This window comes from Variovorax stachyos (genome assembly GCF_051400855.1).
Lineage (GTDB): Bacteria > Pseudomonadota > Gammaproteobacteria > Burkholderiales > Burkholderiaceae_C > Variovorax.
On record NZ_JBLFFN010000016.1, the window covers coordinates 16,439 to 32,471 of the forward strand.

General features: G+C 61.7%; 15 protein-coding genes. 5 read left to right on the top strand and 10 right to left on the bottom strand.

What is annotated here, in order from left to right; all coding sequences use genetic code 11:
* Positions 1-16 precede the first annotated feature (16 nt).
* From rfbB to ACMGEZ_RS23090, 5 genes are read left to right on the top strand one after another with little or no spacing between them, the layout of a single operon-like run.
* Positions 17-1,078, top strand: a complete 1,062-nt coding sequence (gene rfbB / locus ACMGEZ_RS23070) for a dTDP-glucose 4,6-dehydratase (protein WP_436824613.1) — start codon at positions 17-19, stop codon at positions 1,076-1,078.
* Positions 1,075-1,965 (top strand): dTDP-4-dehydrorhamnose reductase, encoded by an 891-nt coding sequence (gene rfbD / locus ACMGEZ_RS23075; RefSeq protein ID WP_436824614.1) that lies wholly within the window; start codon positions 1,075-1,077, stop codon positions 1,963-1,965. The genes rfbB and rfbD overlap by 4 nt, the downstream gene beginning before the upstream one ends.
* Positions 1,966-1,987: 22 nt before the next feature.
* Positions 1,988-2,872 (top strand): glucose-1-phosphate thymidylyltransferase RfbA, encoded by an 885-nt coding sequence (gene rfbA, locus ACMGEZ_RS23080; protein ID WP_436824615.1) that lies wholly within the window; start codon positions 1,988-1,990, stop codon positions 2,870-2,872.
* On the top strand, positions 2,872-3,420 hold the full coding sequence (rfbC, locus tag ACMGEZ_RS23085; RefSeq protein WP_436824616.1) for a dTDP-4-dehydrorhamnose 3,5-epimerase: 549 nt from the start codon (positions 2,872-2,874) through the stop codon (positions 3,418-3,420). The genes rfbA and rfbC overlap by 1 nt, the downstream gene beginning before the upstream one ends.
* Positions 3,421-3,476: 56 nt before the next feature.
* On the top strand, positions 3,477-5,420 hold the full coding sequence (locus tag ACMGEZ_RS23090; RefSeq protein WP_436824617.1) for a DUF7024 domain-containing protein: 1,944 nt from the start codon (positions 3,477-3,479) through the stop codon (positions 5,418-5,420).
* Between the two features lie 21 nt (positions 5,421-5,441).
* On the opposite strand, the gene ACMGEZ_RS23095 is transcribed toward ACMGEZ_RS23090, so the two are convergent.
* Genes ACMGEZ_RS23095 through ACMGEZ_RS23140 form a run of 10 tightly spaced genes read right to left on the bottom strand, consistent with a single transcriptional unit; the run spans position 5,442 to position 16,030 of the window.
* Positions 5,442-6,764 (bottom strand): NAD(P)/FAD-dependent oxidoreductase, encoded by a 1,323-nt coding sequence (locus ACMGEZ_RS23095; protein WP_436824618.1) that lies wholly within the window; start codon positions 6,762-6,764, stop codon positions 5,442-5,444.
* A gap of 28 nt (positions 6,765-6,792) precedes the next feature.
* Positions 6,793-7,773 (bottom strand): lysylphosphatidylglycerol synthase transmembrane domain-containing protein, encoded by a 981-nt coding sequence (locus tag ACMGEZ_RS23100; RefSeq protein WP_436824619.1) that lies wholly within the window; start codon positions 7,771-7,773, stop codon positions 6,793-6,795.
* Positions 7,766-8,542, bottom strand: a complete 777-nt coding sequence (gene rfbF / locus ACMGEZ_RS23105) for a glucose-1-phosphate cytidylyltransferase (RefSeq protein WP_436824620.1) — start codon at positions 8,540-8,542, stop codon at positions 7,766-7,768. Before rfbF ends, ACMGEZ_RS23100 begins: the two co-directional genes overlap by 8 nt.
* Before the next feature lie 12 nt (positions 8,543-8,554).
* Positions 8,555-9,538 (bottom strand): glycosyltransferase family 2 protein, encoded by a 984-nt coding sequence (locus tag ACMGEZ_RS23110; RefSeq protein ID WP_436824621.1) that lies wholly within the window; start codon positions 9,536-9,538, stop codon positions 8,555-8,557.
* A gap of 1 nt (position 9,539) precedes the next feature.
* The gene (locus ACMGEZ_RS23115) at positions 9,540-10,370 is read right to left on the bottom strand and encodes an NAD-dependent epimerase/dehydratase family protein (RefSeq protein WP_436824622.1); all 831 of its coding nucleotides are present in this window, start codon (positions 10,368-10,370) and stop codon (positions 9,540-9,542) included.
* Positions 10,367-11,473 (bottom strand): CDP-glucose 4,6-dehydratase, encoded by a 1,107-nt coding sequence (gene rfbG, locus ACMGEZ_RS23120; protein ID WP_436824623.1) that lies wholly within the window; start codon positions 11,471-11,473, stop codon positions 10,367-10,369. The genes ACMGEZ_RS23115 and rfbG overlap by 4 nt, the downstream gene beginning before the upstream one ends.
* A 9-nt stretch (positions 11,474-11,482) precedes the next feature.
* A complete protein-coding gene (locus ACMGEZ_RS23125) occupies positions 11,483-12,862 on the bottom strand; it encodes a glycosyltransferase (RefSeq protein ID WP_436824624.1) in 1,380 nt (459 codons plus the stop codon).
* The gene (locus ACMGEZ_RS23130) at positions 12,859-13,896 is read right to left on the bottom strand and encodes a glycosyltransferase family 4 protein (RefSeq protein ID WP_436824625.1); all 1,038 of its coding nucleotides are present in this window, start codon (positions 13,894-13,896) and stop codon (positions 12,859-12,861) included. The genes ACMGEZ_RS23125 and ACMGEZ_RS23130 overlap by 4 nt, the downstream gene beginning before the upstream one ends.
* Positions 13,893-14,930, bottom strand: coding sequence for a glycosyltransferase family 4 protein (locus ACMGEZ_RS23135; protein WP_436824626.1), 1,038 nt, complete (start codon positions 14,928-14,930; stop codon positions 13,893-13,895). Before ACMGEZ_RS23135 ends, ACMGEZ_RS23130 begins: the two co-directional genes overlap by 4 nt.
* Positions 14,927-16,030, bottom strand: coding sequence for a DegT/DnrJ/EryC1/StrS family aminotransferase (locus ACMGEZ_RS23140; RefSeq protein ID WP_436824627.1), 1,104 nt, complete (start codon positions 16,028-16,030; stop codon positions 14,927-14,929). Before ACMGEZ_RS23140 ends, ACMGEZ_RS23135 begins: the two co-directional genes overlap by 4 nt.
* Positions 16,031-16,033: the final 3 nt, after the last annotated feature.

Sequence of the window (16,033 nt, forward strand, 5' to 3'; positions counted from 1 at the left end):
CACAGCGGGGAACTTCATGATCCTGGTTACCGGCGGCGCCGGATTCATCGGCGCCAACTTCGTTCTCGATTGGCTCGCCCAGGGCGACGAGGCTGTGGTCAACCTCGACAAGCTCACCTACGCCGGCAACCTCGAGACCCTGGCCTCGCTCAAGAACAACCCCAGGCACATCTTCGTGCAGGGCGACATCGGCGACAGCGCCCTGGTCGACCGCCTGCTCGCCGAGCACCAGCCGCGCGCGGTGCTCAACTTCGCGGCCGAGTCGCACGTGGACCGTTCGATCCACGGGCCTGAGGATTTCGTGCAGACCAACGTGCTGGGCACCTTCCGCCTGCTCGAATCCGTGCGCGGCTACTGGGGCTCCTTGCCCGCGGAGCAGAAGACGGCCTTCCGCTTCCTGCACGTCTCGACCGACGAGGTCTACGGCTCGCTCTCGGCCAGCGACCCCGCCTTCACCGAAGAGCACAAGTACGAGCCCAACAGCCCCTACTCGGCCAGCAAGGCCGCCAGCGACCACCTGGTGCGCGCCTGGCACCACACCTACGGCCTGCCGGTGCTCACCACCAACTGCTCGAACAACTACGGCCCTTTCCATTTCCCCGAGAAGCTGATCCCGCTGATGATCGTCAACGCCCTCGCGGGCAAGCCGCTGCCCGTGTACGGCGACGGTATGCAGGTGCGCGACTGGCTCTACGTGAAGGACCATTGCAGCGCCATCCGCCGCGTGCTCGAGGCCGGCAAGCTGGGCGAGACCTACAACGTGGGCGGCTGGAACGAGAAGCCCAACATCGAGATCGTGCACACCGTGTGCGCGCTGCTCGACGAACTGCGTCCGCGCGCCGACGGCCGCAGCTACAAGGAACAGATCACCTTCGTGACCGACCGCCCCGGCCACGACCGGCGCTACGCCATCGATGCACGAAAGATCGAGCGCGAGCTGGGCTGGAAGCCGGCCGAGACCTTCGACAGCGGCATCCGCAAGACCGTCGAGTGGTACCTGGACAACGCACCGTGGGTGCGCAACGTGCAAAGCGGCGCCTACCGCGACTGGGTGAAGAAGCAGTACGAGGCGGCATGAAGGTATTGCTGCTCGGCAAAACGGGGCAAGTGGGCTGGGAGCTGCAGCGCAGCCTGGCCCCGCTCGGCGAGCTGGTCGCGCTGGACTCCGGGAGCACCGAGTTCCATGCCGACTTTCGCGATCCCGGGCGCGTGGCGCAGACGGTGCTCGCGCTGCGGCCTGATGTGGTCGTCAATGCCGCCGCGCACACGGCGGTCGACAAGGCCGAGAGCGAGCCCGAACTCGCGCGCACGCTGAACGCCACCGCGCCCGGCGCCATCGCCCAGGCCGCGCAGCAGGTGGGCGCGCTGATGGTGCACTACTCCACCGACTACGTGTTCGACGGCAGCGGCGAGCGGCCCTGGCAGGAAGACGATGCCACCGCGCCGCTCAGCGTGTACGGCCGCACCAAGCTGGAGGGCGAGCAGCTGATTGCCGCCAATTGCCCGAAGCACCTGATCTTTCGCACCAGCTGGGTCTATGCCGCGCGCGGCGGCAACTTCGCCAAGACCATGCTGCGACTCGCCAAAGAGCGCGAGCGGCTGACCGTGATCGACGACCAGTTCGGCGCGCCGACCGGCGCCGAGCTGCTGGCCGACGTGACGGCCCATGCCATCCGCGACACGCTGCGCGACCCGGCGAAGGCCGGGCTGTATCACCTGGCGGCCGGCGGCGAGACCACCTGGCATGGCTATGCGCGCTTTGTGCTCGAGCAGGCCGAGGCGGCCGGCGTCGCGCTGAAGGCCGGGCCCGCCATGGTCGACGCCGTGCCGACCAGCGCTTTTCCCACCCCCGCCACGCGGCCGCACAATTCGCGCTTGAGTACCCTCAAGCTGCGGTCCACTTTCGGCCTCAGCCTGCCGTCCTGGCAGACAGGCGTCGCGCGCATGCTGCACGAGACGCTCTGACTTACCACCGGAAAACAATCCCATGACGCAACGCAAAGGCATCATCCTGGCCGGCGGCTCCGGCACACGCCTGCATCCGGCCACGCTGGCGATCAGCAAGCAGCTGCTGCCGGTCTACGACAAGCCGATGATCTACTACCCCCTCAGCACGCTGATGCTGGGGGGCATGCGCGACATCCTGATCATCAGCACGCCGCAGGACACGCCGCGCTTCCAGCAATTGCTGGGCGACGGGAGCCAGTGGGGCATCAACCTGCAGTACGCGGTGCAGCCGAGCCCCGACGGGCTGGCGCAGGCCTTCATCATCGGCGACAAGTTCTTGGGAAATTCGCCGAGCGCGCTGGTGCTGGGGGACAACATCTTCTACGGGCACGACCTCGAATCCCTGCTTTCCGGGGCCGATGACCGGCAGAAGGGCGCCACTGTCTTCGCCTACCACGTGCACGACCCGGAGCGCTACGGCGTGGTCGCCTTCGATGCCGGCGGCAAGGCCAGCAGCATCGAGGAGAAGCCCGCCAAGCCCAAGAGCAGCTATGCGGTGACAGGCCTTTACTTCTACGACAACCAGGTGGTCGACATCGCCAAGGCGGTCAAGCCGAGCGCGCGCGGCGAGCTGGAGATCACCGCGGTGAACCAGGTCTACCTGGAGCGCGGCGAGCTCAACGTGCAGATCATGAAGCGCGGCTACGCCTGGCTGGACACCGGCACGCACGAGAGCCTGCTCGAGGCCGGGCAGTTCATCGCGACCCTGGAGCACCGGCAGGGCCTGAAGATTGCCTGCCCCGAGGAGATCGCCTGGCGCAACGGCTTCATCGCCACCGGGCAGCTCGAGGCACTTGCCAAGCCGCTGGAGAAGAGCGGCTACGGCAAGTACCTGAACCGCCTGCTGACGGACGAGGTGCGCTGATGAAGGTCACGCCGACTGCGATTCCGGAGGTGCTGGTCATCGAGCCGAAGGTGTTCGGCGATGCGCGCGGTTTCTTCTATGAAAGCTTCAACGGCCGCGCCTTCGACGAGGCGGTGGGCCGGCATGTGGACTTCGTGCAGGACAACCATTCGCGCTCGGTGAAGGGCGTGCTGCGCGGGCTGCACTACCAGATCCAGCAGCCGCAGGGCAAGCTGGTGCGGGTGGCGCGGGGGGCGGTGTTCGATGTGGCGGTGGATATTCGCAAGTCGTCGCCGACCTTTGGGCAGTGGGTGGGGGTGGAGCTTACGGAAGAGAATCACAAGCAGCTGTGGGTGCCGGAGGGGTTCGCGCATGGGTTCCTCGTGATGAGCGAATCGGCTGATTTTTTGTACAAGACTACGGACTATTACGCGCCGGCGCATGAGCGGTGCATTCGCTGGGATGACTCGACGTTGGCGATTCAGTGGCCTGATGCAGGAACTGAAATTCGGCTCTCGACCAAAGATCAAGCCGGTGACCAATGGACGAGTGCTGCATTTTTTGAGTAGTGGCTGCCTTTGCCTGGCCAAAACTACGTACCGGCCACTAGTCCCGATCAAAAGTCATGAATAGTCGCGTTTCCTTATTGCAGTTGCTTGGGCTCGGCCTTGCTGCGGCAGTGATCGTTGCACTCAATCTCGATACTGTGTGGTCGCAGAGCGTCGATCTGGCCCATCACTACGCGTTGGTCTACAGGATATCCGAGGCCTGGAGCCTGCCCGCTCTCGATGATCCTAGCTTGGGGGAGATGACTTTCTACCCCCCAATGGCTCATGTTTGGGCCGCCGTGATAGGTCGATTCGTGGGCTCGGCCTTCCTTGGGGTGCAGCTGCTTTCTTTGATCTCCCTCTTGCTTATTTGGGGAGCAATCGTCTTCACTGTACGGACACTTCCGACCGTTGTTGCGATCGTTGCTTCGCTTGCTCTATGTCTGCTGCTTGTCCTCAATCGTGCATTTTTCAAGCTGGAATTGCACGGTTCGGAACTTGTCGTTAACTATTTCTTCTCCCAGTTGGTGTCGCAAGCCATCGTTGCTGCCACTATCGCGTTGGCGATCCATATCGAGAGAGCAAATTCGGGTGCCAGAGTGAAGCGCACGTTGCTGATCGTGGCGTGCATCTATTTCGCGACATCTGTGCACCTGCTTCCAGCGCTGGAATTGTTCGGGGTTCTCGTCGTCGTGATCGGGTGGGACGTTGTAAGTCGATGGAGGTCGCTTTCTCCCAAGAAGCGCGCAGCGGAACTCGCGCTCTCGACAGTCGTCGTTTCTGCATCCTTCGCATCTATTGTGCTCAACCCGGCGTTTGCGGCCATGCGCAGGATCTCGGAGCACAACGGCGGCATTGCGCTGACGCACCTGCCGGGAGTTCCCTCGCTGGTGGTCTTGTGCCTGTTGACCTTTGCTGTTTCGGCAGGGTTGCTCGCGATCTTCGTCAGAGAGTCGCTTCGAGGGGGAGAGTCTAGTTCAGCCATCAAGTACATCGGTGCATTCGGCGTGGCAATCGCTGGCACCTGCCTGATGCAGGTGCTTGCACTCCGGCTCGGATTTGGCAGCGAATACGCGGTTATGAAATATGCGTTCGGCCTCTCCACGCAGCTGGTCGTAGCCGTGTCCGTTCTCGCTGGAATCTTTGGTGAGCACTTGCTGAGAACTCGCTGGAACCGCCATGCGAGCGCCATTAGAGGGCTAAACCTCTTGTTCCTTCTCGCGTTCATGATCTGCATCTCTACAGCCATGTTCCACAGGAAGCTGCTGGACGCCTCTGATGTCGTGGAGCTCGAGCGCAGGCTGATTGCAATCAGTGACTTGAACTTGGTCGCAACGCCCGCGAAGTCTTCAGCCGCTGTTGGCTTGGCGGGTCAATCCGCGAGCGTCGACTACATGTTCTCAATCGCCATGCTGAAGACTCCACGAGAGCGTGCCATCTCGGAAGTCTTGTTGCGGCAACCGCTGCATTTGGCCGAGTACCAATACATCGTGACGAAACAAGGGTCGGGCCCCTACGACCAAGCCGCATGTAGATTGCCGCCATTCGGTGGTTCCATCTCCGTTTCGGAGGCCACCTGCCTCAAGCAACTTCTCGAGAGTTCAAATCGCTGCTCGGGAGTGAAGGATTTTTCCGTTCGAGGCCTATTCGATCCGTCGTCCGTTCATGGCTTTAGCGGTCCGGAGGAACATGGGCGTTGGTCTGATGGCTTTCAGGCAGCTTTCGAGTGCCAGGTGGGTCAAAAGCCCCCACGTCGCATGATCATTCGGGCACAGCCATTTCTGCATGCTGCGCAATCAAGTCAACGACTCGCGGTCCAGGTCAAGTCCTTGCGCTCCGAGTTTGTCTTGCGCAATGCGGAGCATCCGGCATCACTGGAAATTCAACTTCCTCCGCTGCAGGCGGGCGAGAAACTCGCCATCCAATTTCTGACTCCGGATGCAAAATCTCCTCGTTCGCTGGGCATGAGTTCGGATGCGAGACTGCTTGGAGTCAGTGTTCATTCCGTCGAGTTTGACTAAGGTTGCACGCGCCGTCGGAGCTCACGCGGCGGCCAGGCGGTCAAGGATCCCGTCGGCAGCGGCTCGGCCCTCCCGGATCGCGTAGTTGGTTCCGCGGTCTTCCGGGTAGATTTGGGCCATCGTGGAGATCCGCGCATTCGCGAAGGGTGTCATCGAATCTGGCAAGTAGGCAGAATAGTTTCGCTCCGTCACCGGTTGTGCGTGCTCCGACCGCCACACCCGGTAGTCTGCGATCCATGTTTCGTCGAAGTCGGGGAACATGCGGCGCAGATGAGAAACGGCAAAGTTCAGGTATTCCTCGTCGCTGTACGCCCAGACCGGGTCTTCGGTCGCCAAGTATCGGGACAGGAAAGCAATTCGACTGCCCTTATAGTTCTCCGGACTGTCAAAATTCGTGTGTTCGATAACGCCCACGAAGGGAAAGCCGGGATCGTTGACATTGATCCAGTAAGTTTCCGAAAGGCTCTTGGTCAGCCGCAGAACCAGGCACATGTTTCCGAGGTACTTGACCCGTCGAAGCTTGCGGAGCCAAACTTCGTTGGCGGCACCTTCAAAGAGGTCGGCAATGATGGGAAACGCCGGCGTAAAGAGGAACTCCTTGCCTGCGACCTCGCCTTGCTCAGTGAGCACCGACACAAGCTTGCCCTGATCCGCGCGAACACCGGTCGCTCGCTGGCCCAAGGTCACCTCGCCGCCGAGGCTTTCAATCTTGTTCATCAGCGCAGCTGCCAGCCGACCGAATCCGCCTTTGAAGTACGCCAGTTCTTCCCCGCCCTTCTTATTGCGCGTGCCTCCGCGCAGGACCAGCTTTTTCCAGAACCAGACTGCATTCACCGCTTCCGCAAAGATGGAGAATTTTGAGTTGATCAGCGGCTCCCATACGATCCGGTAGACGGTCTTTCCACACAAGGGCTCCAGCCACTCTCTGATGGTCAGGTGTTCGATTGCGCGCCAGTCCTTCACGCGTCGAACCTGCAGCACCAGAAGTCCCAGTCTGAAGCGGTCAATCAAGGGCAACGCCTTGAAGCGCAACAAATCCAACGGCGTAGATAGCTTCCACATGCGGCCGTTGAAGTACATGCCCGTGCGCGATGGCAGTGTGATGACGTCTCCTTCCATGTCCAACTCTTTGACGAGCTCGGGAACATAGACGTCGTTATTGAACCAGTGGTGATAGAACTTTTCGAGTATTACACCATCCGCAAATTCGAAGGTACCCGCCAAGCCGCCGGGCGCGAGGTCGGCTTCGATAACGCGAACACTCTTGCCCGCCTTGCTCAATCTGTATGCTGCTGTAAGCCCGGTGAATCCTGCGCCAATGATGACGACGTCGTATTGCTTCATGTCTTGTGTTCCAAATGCGTGGAGTGAGCTACGCGGCCTGTTTGCGGCGTAGGCCGACGAACATTCGTGGCGCTGCAGCAATGGCGACGGCGCCTGCAAGGGTCGTCGGAAGCCAAAGGCCGAGGTGCGACAAGACCGCAAAACTGGCTGCCTGTTCCGCAGATCCGCCAAACGCCGAGATCGCGGTAAACGCAGCGAGGTGGAAGGGACCGACGTAGCCGGGCGAAGAGGGGACCAGCGTTGCCAGGGTCGCAATTGCCATCACGATGATGGCGGTTGTTGGCGTCGCGCTTAAGCCGAAGCCTGCCAAGAGACTATAGAACAGTCCAGCTTCGCCGAGCCAGATCAGCAGCGAAAGTGCAAAGACAGCGCCGAGCACCCCGGGACGGGACATTGCGTCAAAGGTTTCCAGCATCCTCGCAACGGAGTGAGCCGGCTTCCAGCGGCTCGAAGCTAGTCGCCGGCTGAGGAGGCCGCTGAAGGCGAAGATTGCCAGAAGCGACGACAGGCCGATCACGGCCAGCATCGTGGCTGTACTGCCCACCCATGCCGGCATGGATAGTTCGCGGCTGAGCGCGAGGCTCGCGGCCAGACAGACCAGAAGTGTCATCAGATCCACTAGCCGTTCCATCACGAGACTACTGCTGGAGGTCGAGCGCGAGACGCCGATGGAAGGTGGGAACACGAGGGCACGGACCACGTCACCGAGCCGAAGGGGAAGCACGTTGTTGAGCGCGATGGATCCAAGAAAAGGTGCTGCGCATTGGCGCATGCCGACATGGGCGCCCCCGGCATTCAAGATTCTGGACCAGCGCAAGATCCGCATGGCATAGCCAAAGGCGAGAGACACAATGCCGATGGCGAAGTAGTGCCATTCGAAGCGCAAGAACGCGAGTTTGACTTCGCCGAAGTTGACCTTCTGGAAGATGAAGAACAGGCATCCGATGGAGATCAGGATGCCAATGACCAGAGAGAAGCGGCTGCTGCGCAGCGACTCGCCATCAACCATTCCATACCCGCCAACGTGCCTGCCCGGTGTCCCAAAGCTGTTCCAACTGCCTCTTGTCGCGCAGCGTGTCGCAAGGTTGCCAAAAGCCATGGTGTTCAAAGGCGGCAAGTTCCCCGTTTCGCGCGAGATTCTGAAGAGGTTCGCGTTCCCAAGAGGTGTTGTCGCCGTCGATGTAGTCGATGACTCCCGGCTCCAGCACGAAGAATCCGCCGTTGATCCAGCCGATCTCGTCGCTCGGTTTCTCTTCGAAGGATTGCACGCGGTGACCTGCGTCGATATTGAGGACGCCGAATCGGCCCGGCGGCTGCACGGCGGTGACAGTTGCAAGTTTGCCGTGCGAGCGATGGAATTCGATCGACTTGGCGATGTCGATATCTGCCAGACCATCGCCATACGTCAGGCAGAAAGTCTCATTCCCGAGATACTGCTTCACGCGTTTGAGCCGCCCGCCGGTCAGGGTGTCCGGACCAGTGTCGATCAAGGTAACGCGCCAATCCTCGGCCTCATTGTTGAGCACGCGCAGGGAGCCCTGCTTCAGGTCGATCTCGAGGTCTGCCGTGTGATTGCGATAGTTGAAGAAGAACTCCTTGATCGCATACCCCTTGTAGCCAAGGCAAATGACGAAGTCGTTCACGCCGTGGTGCGCGTACGTCTTCATGATGTGCCACAGCAGCGGGCGGCCGCCGACTTCAACCATTGGTTTGGGACGATGATCCGATTCCTCAGCGATGCGTGTGCCCAAGCCACCAGCCAGAATTACTGCTTTCATTGTGTTGACTACTCAGAGTTTGAGTTCGGTTTGCGAAAAGTTCAGGCTGCTCTCGACGATCGCCACCGGTTCCGCGCGCAGGATCAAGTAGATGCGGAGCAGATACTCGCCCACGATGCCTAGCAGCAGCGACTGCAGACCGATGCCGAAGAGGACTAGGATGTGGATGCTTGCAAGACCTCTCGGTAGCTCGGGTTGCATGAGCCTCAGCGCAATGTAGTAGAGCGCTCCAACGATGCTGACAAGAAGCATGCCGCAGCCCGCAACAGAGGCCAATCGCAGAGGCACGGTGGAGTGATTGAAGACCGCCGTCAAGCCGAGCCGAATGAGGCGCGCCACGCCAAACTTGCTCTCACCCGCGGTTCGTGCGTGCCGCTCGTAGTCCACCCCGATCTGGTTGAACCCAAGACCTGCGATCATTCCCCGGAGGTAGGGACTCGCGGTCTTCAGTTGCACAAGCGCTTCCACGACTCGCCGGTCGATCAGACGGAAATCGCCGGCATCCCTGGGAATTGAGTGATCACTGATCAGATCGATCAGCCAGTACCCCAGTCTTCGAAAGCCGTTGATGAAGCTGCTCTCCTGCCGCTTGCGCCGGACACCGTAGACCACATGATAGCCAGCGCGCCATTTTTCATAAAAGACTTCCAGCAACTCGGGCGGATCCTGCAGGTCTGCGTCTATCTGCATCACGGCATCTCCGCGCGTGTGCATGTAGTTGGCAAGGATTGATCGCTGAAAGCCAAAATTCTTCGAGAACCGTATGGCGCGCACCCGATCATCCTTTCGGGCCAGCTCTGAGAGCTTGGCCCAGGTGGCGTCATTCGAATGATTGTCGGAGAACACGAACTCGAGATCGCAGCGATCCGACATGATCTCGCTTAGCCTGGCCAGCCGCGCGTATAGCGCATCGAGATTGTCCTGCTCGTTGAGCACAGGAATGGACACGGAGATCAGCGGTCGGGCGCGTGGGGGAGGGTGGCCTGCAATGCTCATGCTAAGCATTCGAATGATGTAGATGCGCGCGAAGGTAGTCGGCCATGGCGAAGCGCACATCTCGAAAAACATGGCCAGTCAGCAGGGCGGGGCGCGTAAAGCGCACGCCGAGCTTTTCGTTTGCGGGCATCGGAAGCGCGCCGATCCTCAGCAAATGCGTTGCACCCAGCAATCGAAACGTGCTTTCTGCAACTTCAGCGAGGGGCACGGAATCCCCGTGATTCAGTTCGACCACGCCGCGGGCACCTGATGCGTCAAGTGCCGCAATGGCCGGCCCTTCGTCGTCCAGGTGGTGATACTCGCGAAGTTGTACGCCAGGTGACATTAAAAATGGTTGATGGGTGCGCAGTGCACGTAGCATTTGCCCCGTAAACATGAACTCAGCTGGCGGCCTGCCCCCATAGAGGGTATGGATGCGAACGTGCATCACGCACGCGCCAGCACGCGCCGATTGTTCGACCAGATTGGAAAGCGCGATCTTGCTGGCGACGTACCTGGAAGGGTTGTGGTCCGCCAACACTTCCATTACGGTGCCGAAGGTAGTGACGCGAATTCCAAGCGGCTCCGCCGCCCGTATCACCTGCTGAGGCAGCAAGCAGTTCACACGTTCGTGGTCAGCCGCGGGCGCCGACGGATCGATGATGCCCGCAGCTACGAAGATTGCGTCAACGGAGGAGCTCTGCATTTGCAGGTACCGTGTGATCGCTGCCTCCGAGCCAGGCTGCCACCAAGTTTCGTAGACGCCTCGATCCGGGGCGATCACCCCTTCTGCCGCGAACTGCGAACACAAGGCCGAACCTAGTCGACCCCTGGCTCCGAGCACGAGCTTCATGCGGGCCTTGCCAGTTCCGCACGCAAGCTCTGGATCTGCGCCAGCGTAAGTTCGCGTGCCCGGGACGGATTCGCGTAATAGTCGCGGTACCAGGCCGCTGTTTCATTGATGACGCGCTCTGTGCCCCAGGGCGAGTTCCATCCCAATTGATGGCGCGCCTTGCTGCTGTCGAGCGCCAACGCCCGAGCTTCGGGCAGCGGGTTTTCAAGGTAGTCCACGGCGGGACGCTTCCATGCCTTGCACATCAGCTCCATCACATCGCGGACAGAGAACTCGCGTGGATCGGAGGGGCCAAGGTTCCAGGCCTGTGCAAAAGGAGCCGGATCCTCGGAGACCAGCCCCGCCATCAGCATCAAGTAGCCATGCACAAGAGCTAGGACGTGCTGCCAGGGGCGAGTAGCCTCGGGATAGCGCAGCGTAAGCTTGCCGTCGTCCATGACAGCGCGCACAAAATCAGGGATAAGTCTGTCTTCGGACCAGTCTCCGCCTCCCACAATATTGCCGCCGCGCGCAGTCGCGATCGCAGGGCCCTCGCCTCTCTGCCATGAATAGGAGGCAGCAAAGCTCTGGATGACGAACTCCGCCGCTGCCTTGGACGCGCTATAAGGATCCTTACCTCCTAACTCGTCGTTCTCGCGATAGGGCCAAACCCATTCATTGTTTCGGTAGACCTTGTCGGTTGTTACGCAGAGAACGCCCTTGACGCAGCTGTGCTGCCGTGCCGCGTTGAGCACGTGCGCGGTGCCCTGGGCATTTACCATGAACGTATGCGCAGGTTCTCGGTAGGCGCGCCGCACGAGCGGCTGCGCAGCAAGATGGAGGATTAGTTCGGGGCGGAACTGCGCGATGACCTCGTTGACGACGTCCGGATCGGAAATGTCTCCGAACGTTGTTGGAACCCGCGCAGCAAGCCCGGTAGCGTCAAACAACGCCGGCTTTGTGTCCGGCGGGAGGGCCAAGCCTGCAACTTCGCAGCGGATCGCCTGCAACCAAAGGCAGGCCCAGCTTCCCGTAAAGCCAGTATGACCGGTCACAAGAATTCTTTTCGACTGCAATATCTGCTCAAAAGGCAGAAGAGGAGTCTCGGTGGAGGCTAGCTTCATTGCGCAAGTTTACCCATCAGAGGTGCATGAATGATTGCCTCGTTCGTGTGCGTTGGCAGCATCAAGCCTGTGCATGTCGTGGATGTCACAGGCCCCGGTTCCTCCTTCGAAGATCCCCAGCGGACCGGCGATCTCATCCGCCGCCATCAACGCAGTCGAAGCGCCCCATCCACTCAAGTACCGCGCGATTGTCTCGACAGTGGCAAGCATTGGCTCGGCCTTTCGCGCGAGTAACGCCAACTCCACGAGATGAGTTGCGTAGTTGCGAGCACTGAAGGTGGCTTGAGCCCATTGCTGGGCCCGCGCGGCAATGGCGTAACGCGCGGAGGAGTCGGTGGCTAATCTCTCTAGCGCAAGGCGCAAGGCACCGATTTCGTCTGCCATCGAGATCTTGCAGACGCAGTCATCGGGCAACTCGCTGTAGAAGCCCGTATCGGTCACCACCAGCGCCTTGCCGTAGAGCATGCCCTCAATGGCGGTGGCGGATGCTGCTTCCAAGCTAGGCCACCGCAGGCAGCAGACGATGTCCGCCTCGTTCATGGCCGACTGCAGTCCAAGGTCGTCGATCTCGCCAGAGATCTGCAGGCGAAGGCCGACCGCCCGGGCGGCACGTGCGAGCTCCAGCGCGTAGCGCGGATCGATGTGGCCGCAGAGACGGTACTCGACACGGTCGCGGAGATAGCTGCTCTCGCCAATGGCGCGGATGACGCTCTCGATGCGCTTGTTCGGGTTGGCGTGACCGACCGTGAGAATCCTCACCCTGCTCTTGTCGTTGGCTACATCGGCCGCGGGTCGGGCGGCCGGCGCGTTGTAGGGCAGAGCAACCACGCGAGCAGGCCACGCACTCGCTCGCAGCACGCGCGGCATTCCCCAGTGGCTGTGCGAGATCACCCCATGCGCCATCGCAGAGATCCACTCCGTCATCGGATGGTCCCGGCTCGCTGTGTCGATGAACTCGCGGTGATCGCGAGCAGCGTAGAAGGAGCGAGCCACGGCTTCGCCATACCAGCTGTGCAGCACCTCGTCCGCTTCCTGGCGCCGCGTCTCGGCCCATCCAGCGAACAAGTGCGCCACCACAAAGTCATGCAGGCACACGATGCCGGGCCGCCGCGCCAGCCAGTGCAAGCCGCCGCAATGGAAGTCGTAGCTGTTGCCAATCTGGTAGACCAGCGCATCGGCATCCCGCACAGCCTCTTCGACCTTGGGCTCATCGGTCCAATCCACGAGCGGCGCAGGGCAGGCGTGCGGGGTTGCCGAAAGAATATGCGTCTTCTCCGTGCGCACCAGCGTTACCGCGTGGCCAAGCTCGATAAGTGCGGGCACGATCAGTGCGCTCACCCGGCCGATCGCGGAGGTGTTGGCCAGCGGGCTGAACAGGACGATCTTCATGACATCAAGGCCGCGACCGTCGCGGGCCAGTTGATCTGGTGACTTTCCCACAGCGATTTCGCCGCGGCTCCGAGCGCCTGCGTCTGCCCAGCATCGTCCCAGGCGGCGCTCATCGCTTCAGCGAGCGCCTGGGCGCTGGGTTCGGCGACCCATCCGGTATCGCCATGCTTCGCTAGCCCGAGCACGCCGCCGCTGTCGGTTGTGCTCAGCAGCGCCTTTCCGGCAGTGGCGGCTTCCATTGCGACATAGCTGAAGGATTCCTCATCGAAAGGGAGGGAGGCGACCGCGAGCGCGCCGTTGATGAAATCCGCGTATTCCTGCCGATCGAGAAAACGGAGCTCGAGGCGCACACGATTCTGCAGGCCGAGGCGCTCCACCGTTTCCTGCAACAGGCGCGCGTCCGCAGCCGTATCCGGCGGGCCACCGACCACAAGCCGAACATCTTTCGAGGCGTAGGCCATGGCTTCGACCAGAAGATGCTGCCGCTTGGCGGCATTGATGCGTCCGCCCGCAAAGATGTAGCCCTGGGAGGGGCCACCCGTGAAGCGTTCGGGGTCGTTGATGGGTGCCCGAAGGATGTCGGCGTGGAGGCCGTTGTAGCGCGCAAGCCGCTCCTGGGTCACGTCGGAGATGGCGAAGAGGCGCCGCGCGCCGCGGAAGCACTGGTCATCCGCATTCTTGATGAGGTGGCGGATATCCGCGCCGCCCTGTCCCGCGGGCAGGTTGCTGTGCCCCGCATCGTAGAGATCGTACGCTTGCCTGTACTGGTGAACCAGCCAGATCGTCTTGCTCGGATGCTGAATCAGGTAGGCCGGGAACTTGAGTGCGATGACGTGGTCGACGTTCCAGAGCTCGAGGGCGCGCGCCATCAGCATCTGTGAGGGAATACGGCTCGCGGGCTCCCACTGGAAGGGCACCCGAAGCAGCTCGGCTTGATGTCCGGCGATCTCGAGGTGCTTGAGCAGGTGCTCGGCGAGCAGCTCTGCGCCCCCGCGCACGAAAGGCGCCATGTTGTTGACGACGAGCACCTTCATGCGAGCAGTCTCTCGAGCACATGAGCCCAGCTGATGTTCATTTCCGCAATCCGCGCCGTGGCCGCCTCGCCGAGCCGCCGGGTCGCGGCACGATCTTCGAAGAGCTGGTCCATGGCGCGCGCGACCCCAACAGCGTCAGGCTCGGCGACGAGCCCGTTGACGCCATGCGTCACGAACTCGAGCACCCCGCCGGCGTCGCTCGCCGTGAGTACCGGCTTGTTCGCATGGGCAGCCTCGATCGTCGGATAGCCATATGAGTCTTCGTCCAGAGGGAGATAGGCGGCGGCGAGACAGTCGGCGAGGAGGTCGGCCTTTTCGTCCTCGGTGATCCAGCGATCGTCGATCGTCACGCGATCAGCGACACCCCAGTCTGCCGCCATCTGGGCGACAGCGGACGAATAGCCAGTGCCCGCGCTGATGCCGCACAGCCGAAGCCGCACGCCCGAGCGACAGTGCTTCAATGCCTCGACGAGCAGATGCTGACGCTTGTGATGCTCGAGGCGGCAGATGCAGACGATCTCGTCGTTCATCGATCGGAATCGAAAGCGCTCCGGCCGATGGACCGGCGGAAACAGTGGCTCGCTCTCGATGCCGTTGAAACGCGAAAGCCTCTCGCTCACAACGCGCGAATTGGCGAACACGTGCGTGGCCTCCTTGAGCGCGGCCGTGTCTGCAGCCCTCAGCGCATCGCGGATGCCGCGATGCTTCGCGTCGTCCGGAAAGCCGCGGTAGGTCGGGTTGTCCCAGAGGTCGTAGAAGCTGCGGAGGTGATGGATGAACCACACGACCTTGTTCGGATGGGGGATCAGGTGTGCCTGCGGCCGGAAACAGATGATGCGATCCGCGGCAGAGAGGTCGACGAAACGAAAAGCGGCCATCTGGCGAAACAGGATGTCGGGCGCGTCCACCTCAGGCAGGTAGATGCGCTCGACCTCATGGCCGGCTTCGATCAGGGCTTCTTCGAGCCACTCGACGATGTTCCTGTAGCCCCCGTTCACGAAAGGAACGAAGGACGAACAGAGCGCGATCTTCATCGCGCCAGCGCACGCTCGAGGCTCGCAGCGATACGGCCGATGTCCGCCGGTGTCAGATACTGGTGGGTGGGCAGGTTGATGCCGCGCTGCGCCCATTCGTCCGCGACGGGGTAGGAGTTGGACTCGCGGTAGGGCGGCAGGACATGCATCGGATAGAAGACAGGGCGTGTCTCGATGCCATCGGCGTCCAGCGACTTCATCACGACATCGCGCCGAGCCTCGTCACCTTCGCGCAGGAACACCGTGTACATCCAGAAAACATGGTGCGCTCCCGGCCGTACGCTCGGCAGCACGAGTGCGTTGTGCAGGGGCGCGAGGGCTTCGTCATAGAGCCGGGCCAATGCCTGGCGCTCCGCGAGCGCGGCATCGACCGTTTCCATCTGCGCGAGGCCGATCGCAGCCTGGATGTTGGTCATTCGATAGTTGTAGCCCACCACCGGAAACCAGTAGCGGCGCTCCGGGTCGACGCCCTGCCCGCGATAGAGGCGCAGGCGCTTGGCGAGCTCGTCGTCATTCGTTGTAACCATGCCGCCTTCGCCGGTCGTCACGATCTTGTTGCCGAAGAAGCTGAAGGTCGCGCAATCGCCCATCGCACCCGCGCGCCGGCCAGACACCTCTGCACCGTGGGCCTCGGCCGCATCCTCGAGCACCCAGAGGCCGTGTCGCTTGGCGATCGGCGCCAGGGCGTCCATGTCGGCAGGATGACCGTAGAGATGCACCGGGATGATGCCGCGCGTGCGCGGGGTGATCCTGCGCTCGATGTCGGCGGGATCGATATTCATCGTGTCTGCGCAGACATCCACCAGGACAGGAACCGCTCCGCAGTAGCGCACGGCATTCGCCGTGGCGATGTAGGTGACCGTCGGGATGATCACTTCGTCGCCGGGCTGGAGGCCCAGGGCCACCAGTGCCAGATGAAGAGCGGTCGTCCCGTTGTTGGCGGCGACGGCATGCTTGACACCGCAGAACCTCGCGAACGATTCCTCGAAGGCGGGGATGTACTTGCCGTTCGACGAGATCCAGTTCGTGTCGAGGCAATCGAGGACGTACTTTTTCTCATTGCCTGCGAGCTTGGGTTGAGCTACCGAGATGCGGTTCATTTG